Source organism: Stenotrophomonas sp. 3diitr2024 (assembly GCF_042136455.1).
In the GTDB taxonomy this organism is placed as follows: domain Bacteria; phylum Pseudomonadota; class Gammaproteobacteria; order Xanthomonadales; family Xanthomonadaceae; genus Stenotrophomonas; species Stenotrophomonas sepilia.
Map to the genome: position 1 here is coordinate 1 of NZ_JBHHMJ010000203.1, position 442 is coordinate 442.

Consider the following 442-nt stretch of genomic DNA (forward strand, 5'->3'; position numbering starts at 1 on the left):
GAGGATCGAGCCCCCGTTGGCAATCAACGTGAGATCGCCGCCTGCAGCCAACTGGCTGACGCGGGCATCACTGGTCGAATGGCTCTGTTCGCTGTTGGTGCACTGGGTGGCCGCGCCGCCATTGCTGCCGCCGCCCGAGCAGGACGTGCGCATCAGCCTGCGCCTGCTGGCACCGGCGACGCCGCCGCAGCCAGTGGAAGAACTGGCAGGTGCGTTATGGCCTGGACTGGATCGACAAGATGGACAGCTACGCGTACTACGAGGAGCGCAACCCGGGTGACTTCGATCCGGCTACCTCGGCGTACAAGCTGTACACCCCGAACTACTTCCGCTTCGAGCTGCAGGGTGACTACACCCAGAACATGCTGAAGGTGCCGGAGTGGAACCTGGCCCGCTACAACCAGGACGGCAACTGGGCCGGCGGCCGCCTGCTCAACGGCCT

At 65.2% G+C, this 442-nt stretch carries 1 protein-coding gene and 1 pseudogene; both read left to right on the forward strand.

The genetic code is table 11. The features are described from left to right. Positions 1–91: 91 nt before the first annotated feature. Positions 92–202, forward strand: a pseudogene (locus ABGA94_RS04725) (energy transducer TonB); the annotation flags it as partial. Between the two features lie 7 nt (positions 203–209). Continuing rightward, positions 210–442 (forward strand): hypothetical protein (locus tag ABGA94_RS04730; RefSeq protein ID WP_375366529.1); only part of this gene is annotated, 233 nt, incomplete at its 3' end.